This window comes from Nocardioides asiaticus (assembly GCF_040049175.1).
Taxonomy (GTDB): domain Bacteria; phylum Actinomycetota; class Actinomycetes; order Propionibacteriales; family Nocardioidaceae; genus Nocardioides; species Nocardioides cheoyonin.
Genome location: NZ_JBDZDM010000002.1, coordinates 568,981 through 591,029, shown reverse-complemented (window position 1 = coordinate 591,029; position 22,049 = coordinate 568,981). Strand labels below are relative to the sequence as shown.

The window sequence follows — 22,049 nt, the reverse complement described above, 5'->3', positions numbered from 1 at the left end:
GTGCACGTCGGAAGGCGTTAGAACATGGAGATCCTGCTGGCGGATCGGGTGCTGCTCGGGAGCGGCCTCGTCCCTGTCGATCACGGTGCCGTCGTCGTCGAGAACGGCGCGATCGCGTGGGCCGGGCGCGAGGCCGATCTCGCCCCCAGCCTGCTCGAGACGGCCGACGTACGCCGGCTCGGCGCGGCCACGCTGATGCCCGGGCTCATCGACGGCCACGTCCATCTCGCCTTCGACGGCGGGCCCGACCCGGTTGCCCGGATGCGCCGGGAGAGCGACCCCGAGCAGACCGCGCTCATGCTGCGCAGCGCCCGTGAGCTGCTCAGCGTCGGCGTGACGACGGCCCGCGACCTCGGCGCCCGCGGCTACCTCGGTGTCGTGGTGAGGGACGCGATCGCGGCCGGCACCGCGCGCGGCCCGCGGATCCTGACCGCCGGCGCCCCGCTGACGACGACCGGCGGTCACTGCTGGTTCATGGGAGCGGAGTGCGACTCCCCCGACGACGTACGCCGGATGGTGCGGCTCCACCACAAGGCCGGCGTCGACGCGATCAAGGTGATGGCGACCGGCGGCAACATGACCGCCGGGTCGGCGCCGTGGCACGCGCAGTTCACCGTCGAGGAGCTGCGGACCATCGTCGACGAGGCGCACCGGCTGGGCAAGAGGGTCGCCGCGCACTGCCACGGGATCGAGGGCATCGCCCTGGCGATCGACGCCGGGGTCGACACCCTCGAGCACTGCTCGTTCCAGCGGGCGACCGGACTGCCGCGCGTCGACCCCGAGCTCGCCGACCGGGTCGCCGCGTCGGGCGCGTGGGTCTCGCCGACGTGCAACCTGCGGATGTCGGAGCTCGCGCGGCACGTGCCCGGCCGCGACTTCGCGGTCGTCGAGCTGCACCGCCGCGGGGCGCGGATCATCGCGAGCACCGATGCCGGCATCAACCACACCCCGCACTTCGGCTACGTCGGCGGGCTGGAGTCGATGGCCGCCTTCGGCATCCCGCCCGCGGAGGTGCTCACGTTCGCCACCAGCAACGCCGCCGAGGCGCTCGGGGTCGGGGACGTGACGGGCCGGATCGAGGAGGGCTACGCCGCGGACCTCGTCGCCGTGGCCGGAAACCCGCTCGAGGACGTCTCGGTCCTTCACTACCTTCGCCTCGTGATGACCAACGGGACGCCCTTCACCCCCGACCCGCTCCCCGAGATCGCCCCGCTGCCCGCCGGCCACTTCGACCGGTTCCTCCAGAAGGTGCCGGCGCCGCGGGAAGCCGCACCCGCGTGAGCGCGGGGGCCGGCGAGCGGCGGCGCGTCGGCACCCTCGTCGTCAGCAACCTGCTCGGCGGGATCGGGGTCGCCTCGAGCGTCGCCGTCAGCGGGCTGCTCGTCGAGCACCTCGGCGCGACCTCGATCGCGGGGCTGGGTCAGGCATCCAGCGTGCTCGGCGCCGCGGTCGCCGCGATCCCCCTGGCCGGGCTCGCCGAGCGCCGCGGCCGGCGCCGTTCGCTCGCCGTCGGCTACGTGATCGCGCTGGCCGGCGCCGGCGTCGTACTCCTCAGCGCCGCCGTCCACTCGCTGCCGCTCCTGCTCCTCGGCCTCGCCTGCTTCGGCGTCTCGCAGGCGACCAACCTGCAGTCGAGGTACGCCGCCACCGACGGCGTACCCGCCACCTCCCGGGCGCGGACCATGTCGATCGTGGTCTGGGCGACGACCATCGGCTCGGTCGCCGGCCCGAACCTCTCCGACGTGGGCGAGCGCGCCGGCGAGTCGGTCGGCCCGACCGGGCTGGCGGGGCCCTACCTCTTCTCCGCGGCCGCCTTCGCCCTCGCGATGGTCGTGATCACGCTCGGCCTCCCCGGGCCCGCGCCCGCGCTGACCCAGCCGACGAGCGCGGCCGCCGGCATCGAGGGCGCCGCCACCCGCGTCACCGCGCTCGAGGCGCTCCGCTGGGCGCTCGGCCACCCCAGGGCCAGGCTCGGCGTCGTCCTCCTCGCCGCCGCCCACGCCACGATGGTGATGGTCATGGTGATGACGCCGCTGCACATGCAGCACCACGGCATGTCGATCACCGTCGTCGGGCTGGTGATCAGCCTGCACGTCGTCGGGATGTACGCCGTCAGCCCGCTCTTCGGCTGGCTCACCGACGCGTGGGGCGCGCTGCGGACCGCCGCCCTCGGTACCGCGGTGCTCGGCCTCGCGGTCGTCGTCGGCTTCGTGAGCGCCGCGACGGACGCGAGCGAGGCGGTCACCGCCGCGGCGCTGGTGCTGCTCGGGCTGGGCTGGTCGGCGTCGACGATCGCCGCCTCGTCGGTGATCGCGGCGACGGCCGCCGACGGCGTACGCCTCCCGCTGCAGGGTGCCGCCGACGCCGGGATGAACTACGCCGGCGCGCTCGCCGCCGTGGTCGCCGGTCCGCTCCTCGCGGGCGGTGGCTTCCAGGCGGTGAACGTCGCCGGCGCGGTCCTGCTGGTGCCGGTGGTCGCGCTGCTCACCCTGCTGACGAGCAGCGTGGCGGCTCAGCCGAAGCGGCCCGAGATGTAGGCCTCGGTGTCCGGGTTGTCCGGGTTGGTGAACATCTGCTTGGTGGGGTTGAACTCCACCAGGTGGCCCGGCTGGCCGGCCGCCTTGAGGTTGAAGAACCCGGTGTCGTCGGAGACCCGCGCCGCCTGCTGCATGTTGTGGGTGACGATCACGATCGTGTAGTCGGACTTCAGCTCGTGGATGAGGTCCTCGATCGCGGCGGTCGAGATCGGGTCCAGCGCGGAGCACGGCTCGTCCATGAGCAGCACCTCCGGCTGTACGGCGATCGCGCGGGCGATGCACAGCCGCTGCTGCTGACCACCCGAGAGGCCCATCCCCGGCTTGCCGAGGCGGTCCTTGACCTCGGTCCACAGGTTGGCGCCGCGCAGCGCCTTCTCGACGATCGCGTCGGACTCGGACTTCCTGAGCTTCTTCGAGTTGAGCCGGTTGCCCGCCAGCACGTTGTCGTAGATCGACATGGTCGGGAACGGGTTGGGTCGCTGGAAGACCATCCCGATCCGGCGGCGTACCTCCACCGGGTCGACCGACGAGCCGTAGAGCGACTGGCCGTCGACCACGATCTTGCCCTCGACGCGGGCGCCCGGGATCACCTCGTGCATGCGGTTGAGGGTCCGCAGGAAGGTCGACTTCCCGCAGCCCGATGGCCCGATGAAGGCCGTCACCGACTTCGCCTTGATCGTCATCGAGACGTCCTCCACGGCCTTGAAGTCGCCGTAGTAGATGTTGACGTCACTGACATCGATGCTCTTGGCCATAGCTGTTTTCGTTTCTCCCTTAGCGCCCGGTCTTGGGGGCGAAGATCTTGCCGACGATGCGGGCGATGAGGTTGAGGATCATGACGATCAGGATCAGCAGCAGCGCCCCGGCCCACGCCAGGTCGTAGTCGTGCGGGGTCGACTTCTTGTACTCGTTCAAGATGTAGACCGGCAGCGTCTGCATGCGTCCGCTGAACAGGTTGGTGTTCATGACATCGAGGCTGCCGATCGCGACCAGCAACGGCGCCGTCTCGCCGATGACACGGCTCACGGCCAGCATGACACCGGTGATGATCCCACCGAAGGCCGTGGGGATGACCATCTTGACGATCGTCCGCCACTTCGGCACCCCGAGGGCGTACGACGCCTCGCGCAGGTCGTTCGGCACCAGCCGCATCATCTCCTCCGCCGAGCGTACGACGGTCGGGATCATCAGCAGCGACAGCGCGATCGAGCCCATCAGGCCGAACCTGGTGCCGACACCGGAGATGACGGTGAACAGCGCGAGGGCGAAGAGGCCCGCGACGATCGAGGGGATGCCCGTCATGACGTCGACGAGCAGCGTCGTCCACCGCGCGATGAGCTTCCCGCGGCCGTACTCGACGAGGTAGACCGCCGTCATCAGCCCGATCGGCACCGAGATGATCGTCGCGCCCAGCGTGACGAGCAGGGTGCCGACGAGGGCGTGCGCGACCCCGGCGCCGGGCAACATCTTGAAGGTCGTCGGGTCGAGCTTCTGGGTCATGTCGTGGGTCAGGAACGAGCCGGTGAGCTCCGGGGCGCCCTTCACGACGGTCTGCGCGAGCACCCACACGAGCGGCACGAGCGCCACGAGCAGCGCGCACCACACGAGCGAGGTCACCAGCCGGTCGACCGCCTTGCGGCGGTTCTCGACGGCGGCCGACCACAGCGGCAGCGCGATCACGGTGAGGACCGCGGCGACGACCGGGCAGGCCACCCAGTTCCAGCCGAGGAGCAGGACCAGCAGCGCCGACAGGGCCAGCGCGATCACCACGACCAGGAGCGACGCGTAGCGCGGCAGGCTGACGTGGGAGAAGGAGCCGTTCCGGAGACCGGTGTCGGCGTCGAGATCCACCGCGCTCATGCGAACTTCCTCTCCGAACGGTTGACGACCCATCGGGCGGCGAAGTTCACGAAGAAGGTGAACACGAACAGCACCAGGCCGGTCGCCAGGAGCACCGACTGGATCCCGATGTCCTCGCCGCTGAACTTCGAGGCGATGTTGGACGCGATCGTCGCGGGGTTGTCGCTGGTGAGGAGGTGCCAGGTGACCAGCGGACCGCCGGCGGAGAGCACCATCGTCACCGCCATCGTCTCGCCGAGCGCCCGGCCGAGGCCGAGCATGATGCCGGCGATCATGCCGGAGCGCGCGTGCGGGAAGACGGCGTACCTGATCATCTCCCACCTCGTCGCACCGAGCGCGAGCGCCGCCTCCTCGTGGAGACGCGGCGTCTGCTGGAAGACCTCGCGGCAGATCGCGGTCGTGATCGGCAGGATCATGATCGCGAGCACGACGCCCGCGATGAGGATCGTGCGACCGGTCGAGGAGACCTGGCCGGAGAAGAACGGCAGCCAGCCGAGGTGGTGGTTGAGCCAGCCCTGGACCGGCTGGCTGACATGGGCGAGCGTCCGCCCGCCCCAGAGGCCGAAGACCACGGAGGGCACGGCGGCGAGCAGGTCGATCACGTAGGCGATCGGCACGGCGAGCCGGCGGGGGGCGTAGTGCGAGATCGAGAGGGCGATGCCGATGGCGAACGGCACGGCGATGATCATCGCGATGACCGCGGCGAGGGCGGTGCCGAAGAGGAGCTTGGCGGCGTACGACACGAAGTTGGTCGCCGACGGCTGGTAGAGCTCGCGGTCGGCGTGGAAGCCGTCCTCGCCCTGCACGAGCAGGAAGACGAAGACGGCCGCGAGCGCGATGAGGATGACGACGCCCGCGGAGAGCGCCAGCGTGTAGAACACGCGGTCGCCCATCCCGTGGCGGCCACTGGACGCGAACGGCGACGTGCCGCTGTCGGTGGCTGTCTCGGTGGTGGTGTTCACGAAGTGCGGCTTTCGGATTCAAGGCCGAGGCGGCGGGACCGGTCCGAAGCCGTTCCCGCCGCCTGGGCTGGGTGGTACGTCAGGAGATCTTCGAGATGATGTCCGTGGCCTTCGCCGAGATGTCGGACGGCAGCGGCGCCGAGAACGCGTTCGCCGCGGCCGCCTTCTGACCCTCGTCGGACACCGCGTAGGTCAGGAAGCCCTTGACGATGTCGGCCGTCGTCTTGTCCGAGTAGGTCGGGCAGGCGACGAGGTACGACGTCAGGAACACCGGGTAGGTCGACGGGTCCGTCGTCGTGCGGTTGATCTCGTAGGCCATCACCGAGGCCGGGGTGCCGGTGGCCGTCTTCGACGCCGCGAGGCCCGCGGCGGCACCGTCGGCCGACGGCTCGACGTAGTCGCTGCCGACCTTGACGTGGACGACGCCGAGCTTGGTGCCCTGCACCGCGCTGTCGTCGGCGTAGCCGATGGTGCCGTCGCCGCCCTGGACGGCGCCGATGACACCCGAGGTGCCCTCACCGGTCTCGCCCTTGGTGGTCGGCCAGTCGGAGGAGTGCTCCGTCTTCCAGGCGCCGCCGCTGGCCTGGTAGAGGTAGTCGGTGAAGTTGTCGGTCGTGCCGGAGCTGTCCGAGCGGTGCACCGGCGAGATCGCGGTCGCCGGAAGGTCGGCGTCCGGGTTCTGCGACTTGATCGCCTGGTCGTTCCACTTGGTGATGGTGCCGTTGAAGATGTTGGCGATCGTCTTCGCGTCGAGGTTGAGGGTGTCGACGCCCTTCAGGTTGAAGATGACGTCGATCGGCGAGATGAACGCCGGGACCTCGATCGGGTCGCCGCCGCACTTGGACTTGGCCTGCTTGAGCTCGTCGTCGTCGAGAGCGGAGTCGGTGCCGGCGAACGCGTAGGCACCCGAGATGAAGTTCGCGCGACCGTCACCCGAGCCGACGGGGTCGTAGCTGATCGTGACGTCGGGGTTCGCCTGGCCGAAGCCGGCCCGCCAAGACTCCTGGGCCTTCTCCTGGGCCGAGGAGCCACCAGCGGCGACCTTGCCGCTGAGGCCCGAGGCGGCACCGCCGCTCGAGGCGCTCGAGGAACCGCCGGATGCGGTGCTGTCGTCGTCGCTGGAGCCGCAGGCGGCCAGAGAGGCAGCCAGTGCGATGGCGGCTACACCGGGGACGATCGCCCGGCGGAGGGAGGTGGTGTTCACGCAGATCTCCTGATGATGATTCACAGTGGTCGGCGGTGACCGTAGGGAGGCGAGGTGGACGGATACCTTGGAGACGGTTAACGAGGGGTTAATGAGACGTGCATCTTCGTGGTCCGTCCGGGGAGGTAAAGGGGGACAGGAGGTGAACGCCCCGCGGGAAGGGCCGGCCGGTGCGGTCGGGCCCTCAGCCGGGGAGGTGGCGCTCGGTGGCGACGATCCGGCCCTTGCGCACGTGCATGACGAGCAGCTCGCCCTTCTCCAGCTTCGGGTCGCGTACGCCGAGCGCCTCGAACACCCACGGCAGCACCGGCCGGTGGGTGCAGAGCACCGTCGGACCGCGCTCGGGGAGCCGCTCCAGGAGCGCGTTCGCGAGCTCGACGACGGCGCCCTTCTCGGCGCCCTCCTCGGTCAGCAGGTCCAGTCCCTCCAGCGGCACGCGCGCGTCGTCCGCGTACGGCGTCACCGTCTGCACGCACCGGGCGCTGGTCGAGGTGACCACCCGGCGCACGTCGTACGCCGCGAGGATGCCGGCAGCGGTCACGGCCTGCCGGCGGCCGGTGACCAGCAGCGGCCGGAGCCGGTCGTCCTGGTGCCAGGTGCTGCGCGCGCGGGACTCGCCGTGACGCAGCACCACGAACGGCGTCGTCGCCTTGCGGACCTTCAGCGCCTCGCGCAGGAGGGCCCGGTCGCGGGGGTAGGTGAGCCGCTTGGCCGCGGCCTCGGCCGGGAGCCAGACGACGTGGTCGATCTCGGCGTTGGGGACGTAGGCCGCGACGTCGTCCGAGGCGCCCTCGGCGACCCGGCCGGCCCAGTAGTGGACCAGCTTCTCGCCGCCGCGGATCGGGTAGCGCTGCGACTTCAGCGGCCGGCCGAGCCGCACCCGCAGCCCGGTCTCCTCCTCCACCTCGCGCAGCGCCGCGGCCGGCGCCGGCTCGCCGCGGTCGAGCTTGCCCTTCGGGAAGGACCAGTCGTCGTACTTCGGGCGGTGGACCAGCAGCACCTCGGGACCCGAGCGGAAGGTCACGACTCCCGCGGCCTGGACGGGCGCGCTGGGCTCCGAGGTCATGACGTTAGGTTTGCACACGTGTCGAAGCGGGCGAGCGTGGTGGCCGGGCTGGCCGTCCTCCTCCTCGTCTCGGCGGCGCTGGCCGGGGTGCGGGCGTGGCGGGACCGCCCGGTCGACCTCCGCGACGCGATGGCGCTCGCGCCCGGCGACGCGGCCCGCTACACGTGGACCGACTGGGCCGGCGTACGCGAGAAGCTCGGGGTGCACGTCGGCGCAGACTCGACCCCGGCACAGGTCTCGGCCTTCCTGGACAAGGGGTACGACGCCGACCTGACGCCGATGTCGTCCCTGACCGACTCGGCCGGGCTGCTGCAGAAGTACTACGGCTGGTCGCCCGCGACGCTGGACTGGGAGATGTTCAGCGAGTCGACGACCGGCGCCGTCATGATCGGCCGACTGCCCGACTCGACGTCGTACGACCGGCTGCGGGACCGGCTGCGACGTTCCGGCTTCACGCCGCCCGCCGACGGCAGCGACGTCTGGGACGGCAGCACGGTGGAGTTCGGCTCGACCGGCGGCGAGGCCGACGAGGTCACCCCGGTCATCTCGTACGTCGCGCTCGTGCCCGACCGGCACCTGGTGCTGACCAGCGACGCGTCCGACTACCTGCAGTCGGCGGTCGACCACCTCGACGACGACGCCCTCCCGACCGGCGTCTCGCAGGTCGTCGACGCCGCCGGGGAGCCGCTGGCGGCCGCGGTCTACTCCGGCGACTACACCTGCTCCGAGCTCGCCATGACCAACGCGGGCGCCGACGACCAGGCGACGGCGTCCCAGCTGCTCGCGCAGGCCGGCAAGGTCAACCCCGTGGACGGGTTCGCGATGGCGACGCAGCCCGGCGGCGACGTACGCGTCGCGATGTCGTTCGAGAACCACGAGCAGGCGGTCACCAACGCCGACACCCGGGCCAGGCTCGCGGCCGGGCCGGCGCCCGGCCAGGGCGGCGACTTCGGCGACCGGTTCCGGCTCGGGAAGGTCGCCGCCGACGGCGACGTCGTCACGATGGCGCTCCATCCGGTGGAGGACGCCGACGTGCTCTCCGACCTCAGCACCGGGCCGCTGCTGTTCGCGACCTGCTAGCGATCCTCGGGCGTGACCCCGAGGATGCGGTCGATCTCCTCCTGGGGGAGGTGCTCGTCGGTCTCGCTCGCGGCGACGATGAGGTTGGTGGTCAGCTCGACCTCCTGGAGCAGCTCAGGGTCCTCGAGCGTGACGTCGAACTGGTCGGCCATCGCACTCCCTCCCTGCTCCTCCACCTGCTCCAACGTGTGGGCGCACGTGGATGTTTCCATCATCCTCCGCCGGGGCCCTCTCGCGCCGCCGAATCAGTGGCAAACCCACGCCGAGATCTCCTCCAAGCGTGGCACAGAAGGCTGAACGGGGCGTGATCCCTCCTCGGAGTGGCGCGCACGGCGACGATTCCGCGGTCGCCGCGCAGAGGCGGAGACGGGACGAGGCCCCACCCGGATCCGAGTGGGGCCTCGTCGTTGCTTCGCGCGGTGTGCGCGAGCCCTCCGATCAGAGGGGCCGGACGTTCTCCGCCTGGGGACCCTTGGGGCCCTGGGTGACGTCGAACTCGACCTTCTGGTTCTCGTCGAGGGTCTTGTAACCCTGCGTCTGGATGGCCGAGTAGTGCACGAAGACGTCGTCGCCGCCGTCCTCCTGCGCGATGAAGCCGAAGCCCTTCTCGGCGTTGAACCACTTCACGGTGCCCTGAGCCATTGCTCTGTTACTCCTTAGTCGGGGCGAGAAGCCGCCAGGTTCGACGGCCCCACATCAGATGCGGGTGACACGTCGCTCCGACCTGTGATGTCCCCCGGAAGACCGGGCACAGAGCAGAAACGCCATTGGATCACGAACTCCGCGGGCGTCAGACCAGCTGGAACCTTGCACCTGTTGCGGGAAGGACACTAGCAACTCGCGACCCCGTGTGAATCCCCCCTTTCGTGTTTTCGGAACAACTCTCGTGAAGGTTCTGCAACGGTCGTGTGACAGCGGGCCTTCATCCGGCCGACAGGTGCCGGGCCGTAGGATTCCGGGGTGGGTGCCGCACAGGTCGAGACCGAGTCCTTGTCGTCGCCGCCGGAGGCCGCCGGCGGGACGTCCATCGGCCGTGTCGCGGCGGTCGGCGTCGTGGCGACGTGGGTCGTCGTCGCGCTCTTCGTCGTGGTGACGCTGGCGTGGAGCAACCACGTCGGCGTACCCGTGCGGGACCCGGCCGGACGGCTCTTCCGCAACAAGCTCACCGGGGCCGTGCTGCTGTTCCTCGTCCTGGCCGCGGCCGACGTCGTCGTACGCACCGTGCGGGCCGGGTGGTCGCGGGCGGAGCTGCGGGCGCAGTTCGAGGCCCGCTGGGACGTACGCCGGCTGAGCGTGCTGCTCGCGGGCATCGTCGGCTACCACGTGGTCTACATCTGCTACCGCAACATGAAGAGCTGGGACGCGTTCAACGCCCCGAAGGACGACCTCCTGCTCTCGGCCGACAAGAAGCTCTTCCTCGGCCACAGCCCGGCGGTGCTGCTCCACGACCTGATCGGGCAGGGCAGCGGGACGGCGGGCTTCCTCGCCCGGGTCTACGAGTCCTTCCCGCAGGTGCTGTCGCTCTCGATCGTCGCCGCGCCGGCGTTCGTCACGCTGACCCGGCGGGGCCTGGTCATGCCCGTGGCGGGGATGTGGGCGTGGATCCTCGGGACCGTCAGCTACTACGCCATCCCGAGCCTGGGGCCGTGCTACTCCGCGGCCGCGGAGTTCGCCGGGCTGCCGCACACGGTCATCACCGACAACCAGGCCTACTACATGCAGCAGCGGACGGAGTTCCTCGCGAACCCGGGCAACCCGAGCACCTTCGTCAGCATCTCCGCCTTCGCCAGCCTGCACGTCGGGCTGACCTGCATGGTGATGCTGCTCGCGGCGTACTACCGCAAGCGCGTGCTCACGGTGGTCCTCGCGATCTACCTCGTGCTGGTCATGGTCTCGACGGTCTACTTCGGCTGGCACTTCGTCCTCGACGTCGTCGCCGGCGTCGTCCTCGCCGTCCTCGCGGTGGCGCTCGGCCACCTCACCGTGCATCCCGAGTCCCTGCTGCGCCGCAGAACCGGGCTACAGGAACCGGGCGGCGGAGCGACGCGCGGATGACCCAGGATTGACCTCGTGACACAGGTGTCCACCACGAGGCCGGCGGCGCGCGCCCGCCGGCTCTGGTCGGACCTCGCCCGGACCTCCCGGGCGCACCCGGTCGCGGCGACCACCGTGCTCGCCGCGGTGCTCCAGCTGGTCTGGTGGGTCCTGCTCGCCAACAGCGGCGGCGACATCGCCGCCCAGGACGCCTGGGCGGAGTTCGCCCACCGGCACCCGCTCAGCGCCTACAACTTCGCGTGGTACGGCGGGATCCACCCGGTCAGCTACAGCGTGATGTCGCCGTACCTCATGGCGTTCCTCGGCGTACGCACCACCATGATCCTCTCCGCCATCGTGTCGGCGGCGCTCATCGCGTTCCTGCTGGTCCGGACGACCGGCCGGCGCCGGGCGCTGCTGCCGGCGCTGGTGGGGGCGGTGGCGCTGTTCGGCAACTCGATCTCGGGGCGGACGACGTTCGTGCTCGGGATGGCGTTCGGGCTGGCGGCCGTCGCGGCGCTCGTCGCGTGGCCGGCGGCGGGTCGGTGGTCGTTCGCGGGGGGCCGCAGCCGCGAGGCGGTGGCGGCGGTGCTGGCGCTGCTGGCGACCTTCGGCAGCCCGGTCGACGGGCTCTTCCTCGGCCTGCTGGCGGCCGCGCTCTGGCTGCAGCGGCAGCGGGCGGCGGCGTACGCCATCGGGGTCCCGCCGGTCCTGGTCGTGGTGCTCTCGAAGCTGTTCTTTCCTCTCAGCGGCGTGCAGCCGATGCACTGGCCCTCGGCGATCCTGCCGTGCCTGATGGCCGTTTTCGTCTACCTCACGGCCCCGGTGGAGTGGCGGATCGCGCGGGTCGCGTCGGTGGTGTACGTCGTCGGCGTGCTGCTCTGCTGGCTCATCCCGACGCCGATCGGCACCAACGTGACCCGGCTCGGGCTGATCTTCGGCGGCGTCGTGCTGACCGCTGTCCTGGTGTCCGGGGAGGCCCGCACCCCGTTCCCCCGACGCGTGTCGCTCGGCGGCTGGTCGCGGGCGGTCCCGGTTGTCCTCTTCGCGGTCCTCGCGCTGGTCACCTCCGGCACGTGGCAGGTTGCGACCGCCGTACACGACCTCGTGCACACCACGCCCGACCGGGCCTGGGACGTCGACACGGCGAGGGTGGTCGCGCAGCTGCGCGACCTGGGCGCGCAGACCACCCGGATCGAGGTCGTGCCGAGCGCAAGCCACCGGGAGGTGTCGGCGCTGTCGCCGCCGTTCGTGCTCGCCCGGGGCTGGAACCGCCAGGTGGACGCGAAGCTCAACGAGCGCTTCTACGACCGTCACGACCCAATGACCCACCTGGAGTACCAGACCTGGCTGCGGGCCTGGGCGGTGTCGTACGTCGTCGTGCCGCCGGGCCGGCCGGACAACGGCTCGATCACGGAGAACGAGCTGATCTCCCAGGGGGCGCCGTACCTCCGGCTGGTCTGGCAGGACGCCAACTGGCGGGTCTACCGCGTCCTCGGAGCCAGCCCGACCGTCTCGGGCGGCGCGCGGGTGGTGCGCTGGGACGAGGCCGGGATGACGGTCGACGTGCCGCGACCGGGGCGCTACGTGATCAAGGAGAAGTACTCCCGCCACATGGTGCTCGTCGACGCCACCGGTGCGCCGTACGCCAGCCCCGACTCGATGGCCGCGAACGTCGACGGCTGCGTGCACGAGGAGCTGCCGCCGGGCAGCGACGACGAGCCGTCCGACGAGAAGGACCTGACGACCGGCTGGACCGTGCTGCAGGCGCCGCGCGAGGGGATCTACCGGCTCACCTCGGACTACACCCACGCCACCGACTGCCCGCAGGAATGAGTCACTAGGGTGGTCGGGTTGAGTCTTCGGAGGTGAACCGACCATGGAGGTCGAAGAGGTCAAGCTGCCCGGTGTCGGGCTGCGCCACGACTTCGCCTGCTTCAACGGGCGCCGGATCGGGGTCGTGTCGTTGAAGAACGGCGCGCGGGAGCTGATCGTGTACGGCGCGAAGGACCCCGACGCGGTCGAGGTGTCCATCGACCTGGACCCCGAGGAGGCGACGGTGCTCGCCGAGCTGCTCGGCGCGCCGCGGGTCGTCGAGAGGCTCAACCGGCTGCGCGAGCAGGTCGAGGGGCTCGCCACCACCGGCATCCCGCTGTCCGAGGAGTCGCCGTACGTCGGTCGCACGCTCGGCGACGCGGCGCTGCGGACCCGGACCGGCGCGTCGGTCGTGGCCGTCGTCCGGGGCGACGACGTGACGCCGTCGCCGACGCCCGACTTCAGGTTCCGCGCCGACGACAAGATCGTCGTCGTCGGCACCAACGATGGCGTGAGGGCTGCCGCCGAGATCCTGAACCCGAGCTGAGGCGGGGTGCACCTCGACCACACCGCGCAGCTGCTTCTGGAGCTCGGCGCCGTCCTGCTCGCCCTCGGCGTGCTGGGCCGGCTCGCCGGGCGCTTCGGACTCTCCCCGGTCCCGCTCTACCTGATCGCCGGTCTCGCCTTCGGCACCGGCGGGCTCGTACCGCTCGACGCGCCCGAGGGGTTCTTCTCGACCGGCGCCGAGATCGGCGTGATCCTGCTGCTGCTCATGATCGGGCTGGAGTACACCCCCGAGGACCTCGTCGACAACCTGCGCACGCAGGCGCCGAGCGGCGTCCTCGACCTGGTCCTCAACGGGCTGCCGGGCGTGCTCTTCGCCGTCCTGATGGGGTGGGGTTCGACGGCCGCGGTGGCGATGTTCGGCATCACCGCCATCAGCTCCTCGGGGATCATCTCGAAGGTGCTGGGCGACCTCGGCCGGCTCGGTAACCGCGAGACCCCTGCGGTCCTCGGCATCCTCGTGCTCGAGGACCTGGCGATGGCGGTCTACCTGCCGATCATCACCGCGCTCGCCGCCTCGAGCGGCGGCCTGTCGGCGCTCGGCTCGGTCGCCGTGGCCCTAGGCGTGCTCGCGGTCGTGCTCTTCGGCGCGCTCCGGTTCGGCACCCTCGTGACGCGGTTCGTGGCGTCGCACTCCAACGAGGTGCTGCTGCTCCGGCTGCTCGGCCTCGCGCTGCTGGTCGCGGGGCTCGCCGAGGCCGCGCACGTGTCAGCCGCGGTCGGGGCGTTCCTGCTCGGGATCGCGCTCTCCGCCGACGTCGCCGAGCGGATCCACTCCATCCTCGAGCCGCTGCGCGACATCTTCGCCGCCGTCTTCTTCGTCTTCTTCGGACTCTCCACCGACCCGGGCGAGCTCCCGAGCGTGCTGCTCCCGGCGGTCGTCCTCGCCGTCGTCGGCGTCGCCACGAAGCTCGCCACCGGCTGGGTCGCCGGCCGGCGCGCCGGCGTCGCCCGCCCGGCCCGGGTCCGCGCGGGTGCGGCCCTCGTCGCGCGCGGCGAGTTCTCCATCATCATCGCCGGCCTGGTCGCCACCTCGGTCACCGCCGAGCTCGCGCCCACCGCCGCGGCGTACGTCCTCGTGCTCGCGGTCCTCGGCCCGCTCGCGCCGCGGCTCGCGGAGCCGCTGGCGCGGCGGCTGGCCCGCTGACCCGCCTCTGTCGGCCGCGGGTCAGCGGCTCCGCCGCCACAGCAGTACGCCGACGGCGGCCGCCGCGGCGACGGCGACCGCTCCGGCGGCGATCCGGACGCGGGGCTGCGAGGCGGCGTCGGCGGCGCGGGCGCGGAGCTCACGGGTCCGCGCCTTCGCCCGGGCCGGTACGTCGAGGCGGGCGGCGAGCTCGTCGACGGTGTCGGCCAGCTCCTCGCGGGTCGCCGCGACCTCGGCCTCGGCCTGCTCGATCGTCGACTTCTCACTTGGTGCCACGGTGCGCCGCCCTCCTCACGGTCTCGACGTCCTGCTTGACGCTGTCGGTGGTCTCGGCCGGCGCGAGCGGGGCGGCCTTGCGTACGCGTCCCCTCCCGAGGAGCGCTGCGACCCCCGCGGCCGCGAGGAGCACCACGCCCACGATCAGCGCGGCGAGCCACGCGTCGAGGACGAGCGCGAGGGCGAGGATCGCCGTCGCGACGAGTACGCCGACGCCGTACAGCGCGATCAGGCCGGCCGCCCCGAACATCCCGACCCCCAAGCCGGTGTCGCGCGCCTTGTCGGTCATCTCGACCTTCGCCAGCTGCAGCTCGTCGCGGACGAGCTCGCGGACCTCGGTGGAGAGCCGCGCGATCAGCTCACCGGTCGTCGGGTCGTGCCCGCTGGTGGCCGTCACAGCGACCTGCTCCCGCTCGGCGCCGCTCCGGCGAGCACTGCCAGCTTGCCCTTCATCTCGTCTCCCTCTCGTCGTGCCTTGCCCGGTTCGGTGCCCGCGCGGGGTGCCGGGCATTCGGCGAGGGTGCCGCGGGCGGGTGCGACCCCCGGGCCGGGCATATCGGAGCCCGTCCCGGCGCTATGCCCGGCGTGGAACACGTGCACGGTGAACGCAAGGTCCGCGGCGGCAAGCTGGTGGTCGTCGACGGACGCCTGGAGGACGGGGTCCTCCACGACGTCGTCCTCTCGGGCGACTTCTTCCTCGAGCCCGACGAGGCGCTCGACTGGCTGACCGGGGCGCTCCAGGGCATCCCTGCCGGGATCTCCCTCGACGACCTCGCGACGCGGCTCGAGGCCGCGCGTCGGGACGCGACGATGCTGGGCTTCGCCCCGCGCGACATCGCCCTGGCGGTGCTGCGGGCGCTCGGTCGCGCGACGACCTGGGAGGACCACGAGTTCGAGCTGGTCGAGACCGGGCCGCTCGAGCCCGCCGTACAGATGGCGCTCGACGAGGTGCTGGCGCGGCAGGTCGCCGAGGGCCGGCGTACGCCGTCGCTGCGGATCTGGGAGTGGGCGTCCTCGGCCGTCATCATCGGCTCCTACCAGTCGCTCACCAACGAGGTGGACCTCGAGGCCGCGCAGCAGCACGGCATCACCGTCGTACGCCGGATCTCGGGTGGCGGTGCGATGTTCGTGGAGCCGGGCAACACGATCACCTACTCGCTCTACGTGCCGGACACGCTGGTGGCCGGGATGAGCTTCGCGGAGTCGTACGCCTTCCTCGACGAGTGGGTCCTGCGCGGGCTGCGCGCGGTCGGGGTCGAGGCGACGTACGCGCCGCTCAACGACATCACCTCCCCGCTCGGCAAGATCGGCGGCGCCGCGCAGAAGCGGCTGACGCGGGGTACCGGCGCGGTCGGCGGGGTGCTCCACCACGCGACGATGGCCTACGACATCGACCAGGCGAAGATGCTCGACGTGCTCCGGATCGGGCGGGAGAAGCTGTCCGACAAGGGCGTGACGAGTGCCGGGAAGCGGGTCGACCCGATCCGCGCGCAGACCGGGCTCACCCGGGAGAAGGTGGTCGAGGCGCTGCTCGACGCGTTCGACGCCGACCACGGGCTGCGGCGGGTGCCGCTCGACGACGCCACACGCGCCGAGGCCGAGGCGCTCGCCGAGGAGAAGTTCCGCGACGGTGCCTGGCTGGCCCGGGTGCCGTAGCCGAAATCCGCCAGATCGCGGCGTCCGGCGTACGCACGATGGAGGCATGTCCACCACCTACCGGCTGCACCCGATCGACCCCGCCGTGGCTGACCTGCTGCGGGCGGCCAACCCCGACGCGCCGGCGTACGTCGTCGACCACCACCCCGGCTATCCGTGCCGCCAGTGCCTGCGCGACGCGGAGGTCGGCGAGGAGGTGATCCTGGTGTCGTACGACCCGTTCTCCGCCGACAGCCCGTACCGCTCGGCGAGCCCGATCTTCCTGCACCGTACGCCGTGCGACCCGCCCGCCGACCTGGTCACGCTGCCGCCGCAGCTCACCCGCCGGCGGCTCTCGGTCCGGGCGTTCGACGACGGCGCGATGATGATCGACGCCGCCCTGGTCGACGGCTCCGACCTGGCCGGCACCCTCGACCGTCTTCTCGCCGACGAGTGCTGCGACCACGTGGACGTCCACAACGCCGGACGGGGCTGCTGGGCCACCCGGGTCGACCGGCGCTGACCTCGTACGCCGACCGAAACCCCCGACTCGACCGACCGAAACCCCCGACTCGACCGACCGAAACCCCCGACTCGACCGACCGAAACCCCCGACTCGAGCGGTCAGAACCCCGGATTCAACGGTCGAGGGGGAGGATCGCGCCCATGGCCTCGTCGAGGAGGGCGGAGAGGCTGCTGCGGGGATGGTCGGCCCAGACGGTCTGCGCGGCGTCGAGGCAGGCGAGGGCGCTGCCGGCGAGGGCCTCGGCGCGTACGTCGGCGCGTACGTCGGGGCGCTTCGCGCGGCGACCCGCGGGGGCGAGCCGGGCAGCGACGATCGGGGCGAGCAGCTCGGTCCATCGGCGCCGCCACTCCTCGAGGCTGCCGCGTACGCCGGGCTCGTCGCGCAGCAGGATGCGGAGCGTGCGGGCCTGCTCGGCATGGGTCTCGGCACTGCGTACGACGACGCCGAAGGCGGCGCGCAGCGCGGCCCAGGGGCTCTCGTCGGCCGGCCGCTCGGCGAGCGCCGCGGCGACCAGCTCGCCGGCCTCGACGAGCTTCTCGATGATGAGCTCGTCCTTGCCGGAGAAGTACCGGAAGAAGGTCCGCCGCGACATCCCGGCCGCCTCGGCGACCTGGTCGATGGTCGTGGCGTCGAAGCCCTGGCTGGCGAAGAGCACCCAGGCGTGGCGCAGCACCTCGTCACGCACCGCGTGCCGCGCGAGGTCGCGCAGGCTCTCGGTGGACCGCTCCGTCGTCATGGCAGCTCCAACGTATCATCGGTGCCATCATTGGCACTCAGTGCCACACATGGCCTAGAGTGCCAACCCCGTCGTACGTTCCGTGAAAGGACGCCCATGTCCGACCGTGAAGCCTTGGCGCCCGGAGCCGAGGCCGAGGACGCCGAGCTCCGCTCGCACACCTCCTCCGGCCGCGCCAACCTCGAGCTGCTCATCGTCGGCCTCGGCGCGCTCGTCGTCTCGCTGAGCCAGTCGGTGCTGGTGCCGGTGCTGGGTGACCTGCAGGAGGAGTACGGCGAGAAGACCAACTGGCTGCTGACGGCGACGCTGCTCGTGGCGGCCGTCGGCGTCCCCATCATGGGCCGCCTCGGCGACATGTTCGGGAAGCGGAAGATCCTGCTGGTCGCGCTCGGCGCGATCACGGTCGGCTCGCTCGTCGACGCCGTGACCTCGAACTTCGCGCTGCTGGTCGTCGGCCGGGCGATCCAGGGTGCCTCGGCGGCCGCGATCCCGCTCGGCATCAGCCTGCTCGCGACCCTGATGCCGCGGGAGAGGGTCGGTGCGTCGGTCGCGCTCATCAGCGCGATGCTCGGCGTCGGCGGCTCGCTCGGCCTCCCGCTCGCCGGCTTCGTCGCGCAGAACTGGGACTGGCACGTCCTGTTCTGGATCACCGCGGTCGTCGGCGCGATCGCCTTCGCCGGCGTGCTCGCGATCGTGCCCGAGTCGAAGCTCCACGCCGGCGGTCACGTCGACCTGCCCGGCGCCGTGCTCATGTCCGCCGGCCTGGTCTGTCTCATCCTGCCGCTCGAGCAGGGACACGACTGGGGCTGGGGCTCGCCGCGGGTGTGGATCCTGCTGGCCGCCGCGGTCGTCCTTCTCGTGCTCTTCGCGCTCGTCGAGCTCCGCAGGCGGGAGCCGCTGGTCGACCTGACCGCTCTGCGCCGCCGGCCGATCGTGATGACCAACCTCGCCTCGATCTGCTTCGGCTTCGCGCTGTTCGCGTCGTTCATCGGCACGGCGACCTTCGTCGAGGCCGGCAAATGGACCGGCTACGGCTTCGAGGTCAGCCTGCTCGTCGGCGGCCTGACCCTGCTGCCGAGCGGCATCGCGATGCTGCTCTTCTCCCCCGTCGCGGCCCGGCTGATCGCCCTGCGCGGCGCCCCGCAGACGCTGGCGATCGGCGCGAGCGTCGTCGCCGTCGGCTGGGTGCTGCGGATCTTCCTCTCCGCCGAGCTGTGGGAGATCGTCGTGGCCACGACGATCATCGGCGCCGGCACGGGGATCGGGTACGCCGCGATGCCCTCGCTCATCAACGCCAACACGCCGCCCTCGGAGATCGCCGCGGCCAACGGCCTCAACACGCTCTTCCGCAGCCTCGGCAGCACGCTCGCGACGGCGGTCGGCACCAGCATCCTGGCGAGCTCGCTCGTCTACCAGGTCGTCGACGGCCAGGTCGTCGGAGGCGCGCCGAGCCTCACGGCGTACCGCTGGCTCTTCGGGGTCTGCGCCGTCGCCGCGGTGCTCGCCGCGGTGCTGGTCCTCACCGTGCCGCACCGCCGGCAGCCGGAGCCCCACGGCGAGCCGGTCGAGGCGCGCTAGAGGTTGCCGCGGCGTTCCTGCTCCCGCTCGATCGCCTCGAAGAGGGCCTTGAAGTTGCCCTTGCCGAAGCCGAGCGAGCCGTGCCGCTCGATGAACTCGAAGAAGACCGTGGGCCGGTCGCCGATCGGCCTGGTGAAGATCTGCAGCAGATAGCCGTCCTCGTCGCGGTCGACCAGGATGCCGCGCCGCTGCAGCTCGTCGACGGGCACGCGGACCTCGCCGATCCGGGCGCGCAGCTCGGGGTCCTCGTAATAGGAGTCGGGCGTCGAGAGGAACTCCACGCCCCGCGCGGTCAGCGTGTCGACGGTCGCGAGGATGTCGCCCGTGGCGAGGGCGAGGTGCTGGGCGCCGGGGCCGCCGTAGAACTCGAGGTACTCGTCGATCTGCGACTTCCGCTTCCCCGGCGAGGGCTCGTTGAGCGGGAACTTCACCCGGTGGTTGCCGTTGGCGACGACCTTGGACATCAGCGCGGAGTAGTCGGTCGCGATGTCGTCGCCGATGAACTCGGCCATGTTGGTGAAGCCGAGGACGCGGTTGTAGAAGCCGACCCACTCGTCCATCCGGCCGAGCTCGACGTTGCCGACGACGTGGTCGAGGGCCTGGAAGACCGGCGTACGGTCCGCCACGGTGGAGGTACGCGCGACGTAGCCGGGCAGATAGGGACCGGAATAGCGGGACCGGTCGACCAGCGTGTGGCGGGTCTCGCCGTACGCCGCGATGGCCGCGACCCGGACGGTGCCGTGGTCGTCGGAGACGTCGTGCGGGTCCTCGAGGACCGTGGCGCCCTGCGCGCGGGCGTGGGCGACGCAGCGGTCGACGTCCGGGACCTCGAGGGCGATGTCGAGGACGCCGTCGCCGTGCCGGGCGTGGTGCTGCGCGACCGGGCTGTCGGCGCCCGCGCCGCCCTGGATCACGAACCGGACCGCGCCGCTGGTCAGCACGTAGGAGACGTGGTCGCGGTTGCCGGTCTCCGGGCCGGCGTACGCCACCAGGTCCATGCCGTAGGCGCTCTGGAAGTAGTGGGCCGACTGGGTGGCGTTGCCGACGGCCCACACGATCGCGTCCCAGCCGGTGACCGGGAACGGGTCGCTCGCGTCGTCGTACTCCACCAGGCCGACGAGCTGCTTGAGGGTGTCGAGGTCGAGGCTGGCGAGGCGCTCCTCGTCGGTGAGGCCGAACGGATCCGACGGGGCCTGCTCCGAGCGGGTCTGGGTGGTCATGGCGCTCCTTCCGGACGGGCTTGGCACGATCGTGCGTACGCCGTCGGGGGTGCGCAAGCAGGGCAGTCGCGACTCGTCGGAATGCCGGTTCCGGCCATCTCGGGGCGACCGGAACTGGTCAGATCGACTAGTTTGTGACCTGTGCCACCCTCCGCGCCGTACGCCGTCGACAGCCTCGACCGGGCCCTGCTGACCGCGCTGGCCGAGCACCCCCGGGCCGGCGACCTCGAGCTCTCCCGGACGGTGAAGGTCGCCCGCGCGACCGTGCAGAGCCGGCTCGCCCGGCTGGCCGAGGCGGGCGTCATCGCCGGCTGGGGACCGACCGTCGACGTGGCGGCCGCGGGCTTCGCCGTGCAGGCGTTCGTCAGCCTGGAGATCTCGCAGGTCGACCTCGACGAGCTGCGCGCCGAGCTCGAGGCGAACCCGCACGTGCTCGAGGCCTACACCACCACCGGCACCTCCGACGTCCTGTGCAAGGTCGCCGCCCGCTCCCACGAGGAGCTGCAGGAGGTGCTGCTCACCCTCAACCGCTCCCCCGTGGTCGAGCGATCCACCAGCGTCGTCGCGCTCGCGGTCCTCATCCCGCGCCGCACCGACCCGTTGCTCGCCACCGCCGACGACCAGCGCGAGCCGCGGGCACCGGCGTACCGCTGAGGTCAGCGGGTCGCCGGGAACGGTGACCCCGGGCCGCCGGCCAGCTCGTCGAGGGCGTGCTCGTCCACGTCGACCCCGAGACCGGCGCCGCCGGTCAGGACCGCCCGCCCGTCGGCGTACGTCACGCCGCCGCAGATCGGGCCGTCCCGGAAGCCGTTCTCGACCGAGGCGTCGCCCTCGACGAGGTCGCCGCCGGCCACCGCGGACATGACGTGCAGCGCGGCCGCGTGGTTCAGCACGCTGTGGGAGATGTGCGGCACGAAGCGCACCCCAGCGGCCCGGGCGACGGCGGCGATGCGGAGCATCTCGGTGATGCCGCCGGTCCGGCTCGCGTCCGGCTGGACGACGTCGAGCGCGCCCGCCTCGATCCAGTCGAGGAACTCGGCGGCTCCGTGCAGGTTCTCGCCGCCGGCCAGTGGCACACCGGCGGTGCGTCGCAGCTCGGCGTACCGGCGCCGGGCGGTGCGCTCGTACGGCTCCTCCAGCCACTCGACGTCGAGCTCGCGCAGGGCGGGCACGATGCGGGCGATCTCGTAGCGCTGGCCGAGGTTGGCGTCCACCATCAGGCGCATCCCGGACCCCAGCCCCTCCCGGGCGGCGCGGACCCGCGCGACGTCCTCGACCGGGTCGCGACCGATGCGTATCTTCACCGCCCTCCAGCCGGACCGCTGCAGCGTCGCCGCCAGCTCGGCCATCAGCTCCTCGGGCGGCTGGAAGCCGAGCGCGAAGCCGCCGGCGTACGCCGGGAAGTCGGTGTCCGATCCGCCGAGCAGCCGGTGGACGGGTACGCCGAGGGACTTCCCGTGCGCATCCCACATGGCCAGGTCGACGCCGCTGAGCGCGAGCCGGATGGCGCCGGTGCCGTTGCCCGACAGGCATCGGTCGTGGACCGCGCGGCTGAGCCCCGCGGTGTCCTCCACCGGGCGGCCGACGACCAGGGGCTGCAGGGTCGTGCGGACGACCTCCGCGACCGCGCCGCCGGCCTGGCCGTGGAACGCCTCGCCGTAGCCCACCGCGCCGTCCGCACACTCCACCCTGACGAGCACGAGGTCGCGGCGCAGCGGCGTCCCGACCGCCAGCTCGGGCGCCCCGGCCTCGAACGGCACGCTGAGATGGCGCGCTGTCAGCGACACGACGGGGTTCATCGCGGCGCGT

23 protein-coding genes are annotated in these 22,049 nt (G+C 71.8%); 11 read left to right on the top strand and 12 right to left on the bottom strand.

Annotated features, from left to right (window positions below; genetic code table 11):
* The first annotated feature begins 24 nt into the window (after nt 1-24).
* Both ABLE53_RS08615 and ABLE53_RS08610 read left to right on the top strand, forming a co-directional pair.
* Nucleotides 25-1,281, top strand: coding sequence for a metal-dependent hydrolase family protein (locus ABLE53_RS08615; protein WP_348858389.1), 1,257 nt, complete (start codon nt 25-27; stop codon nt 1,279-1,281).
* Complete coding sequence (locus ABLE53_RS08610; protein WP_348858388.1) at nt 1,278-2,537, top strand: MFS transporter; 1,260 nt, start codon at nt 1,278-1,280, stop codon at nt 2,535-2,537. Before ABLE53_RS08615 ends, ABLE53_RS08610 begins: the two co-directional genes overlap by 4 nt.
* Here ABLE53_RS08610 and pstB read toward each other — a convergent pair.
* The 5 genes from pstB to ABLE53_RS08585 form a co-directional block, all read right to left on the bottom strand.
* A complete protein-coding gene (gene pstB, locus ABLE53_RS08605; RefSeq protein WP_348858387.1) occupies nt 2,513-3,292 on the bottom strand; it encodes a phosphate ABC transporter ATP-binding protein PstB in 780 nt (259 codons plus the stop codon). The genes ABLE53_RS08610 and pstB overlap by 25 nt on opposite strands.
* 19 nt (nt 3,293-3,311) lie before the next feature.
* Nucleotides 3,312-4,397 (bottom strand): phosphate ABC transporter permease PstA, encoded by a 1,086-nt coding sequence (gene pstA, locus ABLE53_RS08600; protein WP_348858386.1) that lies wholly within the window; start codon nt 4,395-4,397, stop codon nt 3,312-3,314.
* Complete coding sequence (pstC, locus tag ABLE53_RS08595; RefSeq protein ID WP_348858385.1) at nt 4,394-5,359, bottom strand: phosphate ABC transporter permease subunit PstC; 966 nt, start codon at nt 5,357-5,359, stop codon at nt 4,394-4,396. Before pstC ends, pstA begins: the two co-directional genes overlap by 4 nt.
* Nucleotides 5,360-5,438: 79 nt before the next feature.
* On the bottom strand, nt 5,439-6,563 hold the full coding sequence (pstS, locus tag ABLE53_RS08590) for a phosphate ABC transporter substrate-binding protein PstS (RefSeq protein ID WP_348858384.1): 1,125 nt from the start codon (nt 6,561-6,563) through the stop codon (nt 5,439-5,441).
* Between the two features lie 184 nt (nt 6,564-6,747).
* Complete coding sequence (locus tag ABLE53_RS08585) at nt 6,748-7,629, bottom strand: NUDIX hydrolase (protein ID WP_348858383.1); 882 nt, start codon at nt 7,627-7,629, stop codon at nt 6,748-6,750.
* 18 nt (nt 7,630-7,647) lie between these two features.
* Between ABLE53_RS08585 and ABLE53_RS08580 the strand changes: the two genes are divergently transcribed.
* Nucleotides 7,648-8,709, top strand: a complete 1,062-nt coding sequence (locus ABLE53_RS08580; RefSeq protein ID WP_348858382.1) for a hypothetical protein — start codon at nt 7,648-7,650, stop codon at nt 8,707-8,709.
* On the opposite strand, the gene ABLE53_RS08575 is transcribed toward ABLE53_RS08580, so the two are convergent.
* Together ABLE53_RS08575 and ABLE53_RS08570 are read right to left on the bottom strand one after the other, a co-directional pair.
* Nucleotides 8,706-8,861: a hypothetical protein gene (locus ABLE53_RS08575; protein ID WP_348858381.1), complete on the bottom strand. Its 156-nt coding sequence runs from the start codon at nt 8,859-8,861 to the stop codon at nt 8,706-8,708. The genes ABLE53_RS08580 and ABLE53_RS08575 overlap by 4 nt on opposite strands.
* Nucleotides 8,862-9,147: 286 nt before the next feature.
* A complete protein-coding gene (locus tag ABLE53_RS08570) occupies nt 9,148-9,351 on the bottom strand; it encodes a cold-shock protein (protein WP_008360626.1) in 204 nt (67 codons plus the stop codon).
* 318 nt (nt 9,352-9,669) lie between these two features.
* On the opposite strand from ABLE53_RS08570, the gene ABLE53_RS08565 reads away from it, so the two are divergent.
* Genes ABLE53_RS08565 through ABLE53_RS08550 form a run of 4 tightly spaced genes read left to right on the top strand, consistent with a single transcriptional unit; the run spans nt 9,670 to nt 14,269 of the window.
* Nucleotides 9,670-10,764: a phosphatase PAP2 family protein gene (locus ABLE53_RS08565; protein ID WP_348858380.1), complete on the top strand. Its 1,095-nt coding sequence runs from the start codon at nt 9,670-9,672 to the stop codon at nt 10,762-10,764.
* Between the two features lie 15 nt (nt 10,765-10,779).
* Nucleotides 10,780-12,579 (top strand): MFS transporter, encoded by a 1,800-nt coding sequence (locus ABLE53_RS08560; RefSeq protein ID WP_348858379.1) that lies wholly within the window; start codon nt 10,780-10,782, stop codon nt 12,577-12,579.
* Between the two features lie 43 nt (nt 12,580-12,622).
* On the top strand, nt 12,623-13,105 hold the full coding sequence (locus ABLE53_RS08555) for a cation:proton antiporter regulatory subunit (RefSeq protein ID WP_348858378.1): 483 nt from the start codon (nt 12,623-12,625) through the stop codon (nt 13,103-13,105).
* A 6-nt stretch (nt 13,106-13,111) separates the two neighbouring features.
* Nucleotides 13,112-14,269, top strand: a complete 1,158-nt coding sequence (locus tag ABLE53_RS08550) for a cation:proton antiporter (protein ID WP_348858377.1) — start codon at nt 13,112-13,114, stop codon at nt 14,267-14,269.
* Nucleotides 14,270-14,290: 21 nt separating this feature from the next.
* Here ABLE53_RS08550 and ABLE53_RS08545 read toward each other — a convergent pair whose 3' ends face one another.
* Together ABLE53_RS08545 and ABLE53_RS08540 are read right to left on the bottom strand one after the other, a co-directional pair.
* Nucleotides 14,291-14,545, bottom strand: a complete 255-nt coding sequence (locus ABLE53_RS08545; protein WP_348858375.1) for a DUF3618 domain-containing protein — start codon at nt 14,543-14,545, stop codon at nt 14,291-14,293.
* Nucleotides 14,532-14,942, bottom strand: a complete 411-nt coding sequence (locus ABLE53_RS08540; protein ID WP_348858374.1) for a phage holin family protein — start codon at nt 14,940-14,942, stop codon at nt 14,532-14,534. Before ABLE53_RS08540 ends, ABLE53_RS08545 begins: the two co-directional genes overlap by 14 nt.
* Nucleotides 14,943-15,121: 179 nt before the next feature.
* Between ABLE53_RS08540 and lplB the strand changes: the two genes are divergently transcribed.
* Together lplB and ABLE53_RS08530 are read left to right on the top strand one after the other, a co-directional pair.
* The gene (gene lplB / locus ABLE53_RS08535) at nt 15,122-16,201 is read left to right on the top strand and encodes a lipoate-protein ligase small subunit (protein WP_348858373.1); all 1,080 of its coding nucleotides are present in this window, start codon (nt 15,122-15,124) and stop codon (nt 16,199-16,201) included.
* A 46-nt stretch (nt 16,202-16,247) separates the two neighbouring features.
* A complete protein-coding gene (locus ABLE53_RS08530; protein ID WP_348858372.1) occupies nt 16,248-16,703 on the top strand; it encodes a DUF1203 domain-containing protein in 456 nt (151 codons plus the stop codon).
* Between the two features lie 115 nt (nt 16,704-16,818).
* On the opposite strand, the gene ABLE53_RS08525 is transcribed toward ABLE53_RS08530, so the two are convergent.
* Complete coding sequence (locus tag ABLE53_RS08525) at nt 16,819-17,442, bottom strand: TetR/AcrR family transcriptional regulator (protein ID WP_348858371.1); 624 nt, start codon at nt 17,440-17,442, stop codon at nt 16,819-16,821.
* A 96-nt stretch (nt 17,443-17,538) separates the two neighbouring features.
* Between ABLE53_RS08525 and ABLE53_RS08520 the strand changes: the two genes are divergently transcribed.
* Nucleotides 17,539-19,020 (top strand): MFS transporter, encoded by a 1,482-nt coding sequence (locus ABLE53_RS08520; protein ID WP_348858370.1) that lies wholly within the window; start codon nt 17,539-17,541, stop codon nt 19,018-19,020.
* On the opposite strand, the gene hppD is transcribed toward ABLE53_RS08520, so the two are convergent.
* Nucleotides 19,017-20,240 carry a 4-hydroxyphenylpyruvate dioxygenase gene (gene hppD, locus ABLE53_RS08515; protein ID WP_348858369.1) on the bottom strand — a complete coding sequence of 408 codons (1,224 nt, stop codon included), beginning with the start codon at nt 20,238-20,240 and terminating at the stop codon, nt 19,017-19,019. The two genes, ABLE53_RS08520 and hppD, sit on opposite strands and share 4 nt — an antisense overlap.
* 141 nt (nt 20,241-20,381) lie before the next feature.
* Between hppD and ABLE53_RS08510 the strand changes: the two genes are divergently transcribed.
* Complete coding sequence (locus tag ABLE53_RS08510; RefSeq protein WP_348858368.1) at nt 20,382-20,894, top strand: Lrp/AsnC family transcriptional regulator; 513 nt, start codon at nt 20,382-20,384, stop codon at nt 20,892-20,894.
* Between the two features lie 2 nt (nt 20,895-20,896).
* Here ABLE53_RS08510 and ABLE53_RS08505 read toward each other — a convergent pair whose 3' ends face one another.
* Entirely contained in the window at nt 20,897-22,039 is a 1,143-nt protein-coding gene (locus tag ABLE53_RS08505; RefSeq protein WP_348858366.1) for a mandelate racemase/muconate lactonizing enzyme family protein, read from the bottom strand.
* Nucleotides 22,040-22,049 lie beyond the last annotated feature (10 nt).

Excerpts from the sequence above, each read along its gene's own strand:
- ABLE53_RS08615 (WP_348858389.1), top strand. The coding sequence starts at position 25 with ATGGAGATCCTGCTGGCGGATCGGGTGCTGCTCGGGAGCGGCCTCGTC.
- pstB (WP_348858387.1), bottom strand. The coding sequence starts at position 3,292 with ATGGCCAAGAGCATCGATGTCAGTGACGTCAACATCTACTACGGCGAC.
- pstA (WP_348858386.1), bottom strand. The coding sequence starts at position 4,397 with ATGAGCGCGGTGGATCTCGACGCCGACACCGGTCTCCGGAACGGCTCC.
- ABLE53_RS08585 (WP_348858383.1), bottom strand. The coding sequence starts at position 7,629 with ATGACCTCGGAGCCCAGCGCGCCCGTCCAGGCCGCGGGAGTCGTGACC.
- ABLE53_RS08575 (WP_348858381.1), bottom strand. The coding sequence starts at position 8,861 with ATGGCCGACCAGTTCGACGTCACGCTCGAGGACCCTGAGCTGCTCCAG.
- ABLE53_RS08570 (WP_008360626.1), bottom strand. The coding sequence starts at position 9,351 with ATGGCTCAGGGCACCGTGAAGTGGTTCAACGCCGAGAAGGGCTTCGGC.
- ABLE53_RS08555 (WP_348858378.1), top strand. The coding sequence starts at position 12,623 with ATGGAGGTCGAAGAGGTCAAGCTGCCCGGTGTCGGGCTGCGCCACGAC.
- lplB (WP_348858373.1), top strand. The coding sequence starts at position 15,122 with ATGCCCGGCGTGGAACACGTGCACGGTGAACGCAAGGTCCGCGGCGGC.
- ABLE53_RS08530 (WP_348858372.1), top strand. The coding sequence starts at position 16,248 with ATGTCCACCACCTACCGGCTGCACCCGATCGACCCCGCCGTGGCTGAC.
- ABLE53_RS08525 (WP_348858371.1), bottom strand. The coding sequence starts at position 17,442 with ATGACGACGGAGCGGTCCACCGAGAGCCTGCGCGACCTCGCGCGGCAC.
- ABLE53_RS08520 (WP_348858370.1), top strand. The coding sequence starts at position 17,539 with ATGTCCGACCGTGAAGCCTTGGCGCCCGGAGCCGAGGCCGAGGACGCC.
- hppD (WP_348858369.1), bottom strand. The coding sequence starts at position 20,240 with ATGACCACCCAGACCCGCTCGGAGCAGGCCCCGTCGGATCCGTTCGGC.
- ABLE53_RS08505 (WP_348858366.1), bottom strand. The coding sequence starts at position 22,039 with ATGAACCCCGTCGTGTCGCTGACAGCGCGCCATCTCAGCGTGCCGTTC.